This window comes from Propionibacterium australiense (assembly GCF_003666605.1).
Lineage (GTDB): Bacteria > Actinomycetota > Actinomycetes > Propionibacteriales > Propionibacteriaceae > Propionibacterium > Propionibacterium australiense.
Window position 1 is genome coordinate 1 of record NZ_RCIV01000047.1, and the last position, 2,563, is coordinate 2,563.

The 2,563-nt window shown below is 55.0% G+C and carries 3 protein-coding genes and 1 pseudogene; all 4 read right to left on the minus strand.

Annotated features, from left to right (window positions below):
- Positions 1 to 112: 112 nt before the first annotated feature.
- A complete protein-coding gene (locus D9T14_RS13515; RefSeq protein ID WP_126464164.1) occupies positions 113 to 364 on the minus strand; it encodes a hypothetical protein in 252 nt (83 codons plus the stop codon).
- A gap of 271 nt (positions 365 to 635) precedes the next feature.
- Entirely contained in the window at positions 636 to 1,490 is an 855-nt protein-coding gene (locus tag D9T14_RS13110; protein ID WP_126464165.1) for an Imm51 family immunity protein, read from the minus strand.
- Between the two features lie 215 nt (positions 1,491 to 1,705).
- On the minus strand, positions 1,706 to 2,071 hold the full coding sequence (locus D9T14_RS13520; RefSeq protein ID WP_126464166.1) for a hypothetical protein: 366 nt from the start codon (positions 2,069 to 2,071) through the stop codon (positions 1,706 to 1,708).
- A pseudogene (locus D9T14_RS14040) lies at positions 2,071 to 2,563 on the minus strand (hypothetical protein); the annotation flags it as partial. The gene D9T14_RS13520 and the pseudogene D9T14_RS14040, both read right to left, overlap by 1 nt.

Sequence of the window (2,563 nt, forward strand, 5' to 3'; positions counted from 1 at the left end):
AGCCCTCAACGGACGACTCGAACACCTCCGCGGCACCGCCCTCGGCTTCCGCAACCTCACCAACTACATCACACGCAGCCTCCTCGAAACCGGCGGATTCAGACCCCAACTCCTACACCCTCGATTGAGATGAGCCACCAAACAGAGCGGCGTCGGCCGCCTGCACAGCAACCCCACGGAGCATCTCTTTCTCTTGGTCGGAAAGAGTAGAATACCACTCGCTCAAGACAACGAGCGAGGCCAGCGGCTCCCTCCCCGGAGGATCCTCGATCGATCTAATGGTGTCCGAGATGGCCGGCCTGTACACTCCCTCCACAATCTTCTCCATGAATGAATCAGCACGGACATAATCGTAACCAGCCACCAGACTCCCCTATATATGTTTCATACGTTCGCTGCTTAAGTCATCGAAATCCTGAATAACGAATGGTAAGCCCACGCTCCACGGCAGCTTAGGCCTCCTATAAGATGTCACCGCTGGAGTGCGGGTAAATCGGAAACTTCCACCCTGTGTTCTACGGACAAGCCTCCAGGTTATTCCGGTACCTGATCTGGCTGAAACGAAGCCTCTGGCCTTCGCGAATAACCCCGGGTAAACCAAGCAATATGACACCCCACATGCTGAGGGTGTCAGCCTATTCCAGTTCCGCTCTACTGAACAGGCTCCGCGCCTGGCTGGGGTCGTTGGCGAGTTGTTCAAGCAGGATCTTGAGCTTTTTGAGGGCTTTCATGTCGGTACTGAAGACGAGGAGCTCTTGGGCATCAGGGTCGAGTTCAACCAAGTCAACCAGCTCAGGGGCACGTTCATCGATCAGGACACGGGTCAAGGCCGCCCAATCGTAACCACTCCCCTCAGCCCCCTCGTCAGCCCGGGTCGCGAAGACCTCCTTCAGACAGGCACCGGCCTGGATGGTCAGACAACCCTGATCATCACCGGCATCAGGATCCGGGCTGGAGAGACGAGCGACCAACCCCGTCGGCACCTGCCTCGGCGGCGGATACTCCACCACATCAGGCCACCTGCCAACACCCGGAAGCAGATTACCCAGTCGAATACTCACCGCAACATGACCGAAACTTCCGCTTTCTGGGCCATCCGCTGGCTCGCCAGGGCGAATGAGTTCACGTCGAATTTCTTTTGCCGGATCATCCTGGTCATAGTAAATACGGGAAGCCCGGATGGATCCTTTAGTTGCTTGGATGAACACGGGCATGGGCCACGCATCCCGATCCCAACCTTCGAGCTTCCCAAGAACCAGCCATTGCTCTTTCTTGAATCCCAGGTAGCCAAAAATGCACACGAAAACAGCATCCTCAGCGGTCAGACCTTCCGCATCCGCCAGCACGGGCGGTTCTGGGCGACGCGGCCCGAAGAAGTACCCAAGTAAAGCTGACGATCTTGGGCGGCGCCGGGCGATGACACCCAGCGCCCAACCACCGCCCTTCACCGGGAGCCCGAACCAGTCCCCCTCACCAAACCTCACAACCACCAGCTACTCCTACAATCCATCACGCCGAGAGAAGGCAACCGCCCCAGAGCCCACCTCGAAGTCCACTGCGCCCCGATTTCCTCACTAAATGACGATGAACTTGAACACAAGAAGGGCTTATGGAAACCCATTTCTCATTCGGTCACGGCGAGGCTGGGCGGCCGGTCAGGGCAGCTGACTCCCTGGGGCAGGCTCCCCGATTCGTTCGTGCTCTATTATTCGAAGATGTCGGTCGCTGTTGCCCTATATATTTCATGAAGATCACAGTTGCTGCTCATATTATACCCATTCTCGATTACTGATATCTCGCCATCGAGTCCAATATTGCGAACTCCGTCAAACGCTGCGAATAGTCCGAAGAGTGCTAGATCTGCAGCCCACGTTGCTACTTTGCGAACCTGCTCCTTATCTTCATCCGAGAGTGCTGCATACCATTTGTTCAAGGAAACAAGTGATGCATGAGGCTCTCGACCCGGAGGATTTTTTATTAGGTCGAATGTATCTGAAATAGCACCCCTGTAAACCTCGTTAACAATTTTTTCCATGAAAGATTCTTTTTTTGAATCAGCATAGTCTGCCATCAGTTTCCTCCAATTCCATACTTTGCTCTTGCGCGATCTTCAATCTCTTGAACTGCAGAAGATGGCGCCTGTGTATGTTTTCTCAGGTCGTTTATGTCGTTTGTCAGCTGTTGTTCCGGAGTACAGTCAATTATTCCCTTCTTCGTAGGGATAGCAGCGTGTTCTTTCCTTGGTAGTGCGATCGCTGTTCCTGTTTTCCTGTCATACCCGTCGATCACCTGTTCTGCAGCGTGGGCTTGAGGGACATGGTGGATATCGAGGCCATCGCCAGTGACTGACCTGGCCTTCAGGTCGTCGTAGGTACCTACTTCGTAAGGTTCTACTGGGTCACAACTCTTTTTGGTTTGGTTGTGGACGAGGATGGGTTGTCCGGTGTTGGTGGCCACGTGGTAGTTGTGTAGGCCACCGATGGCGAGGTTGTGGACGGTCTGGGTGTGTCCGGTGGCCTGGACCGAGACCACTTGGACGGTCTGGCCGTCCGGGGTGTGGAGG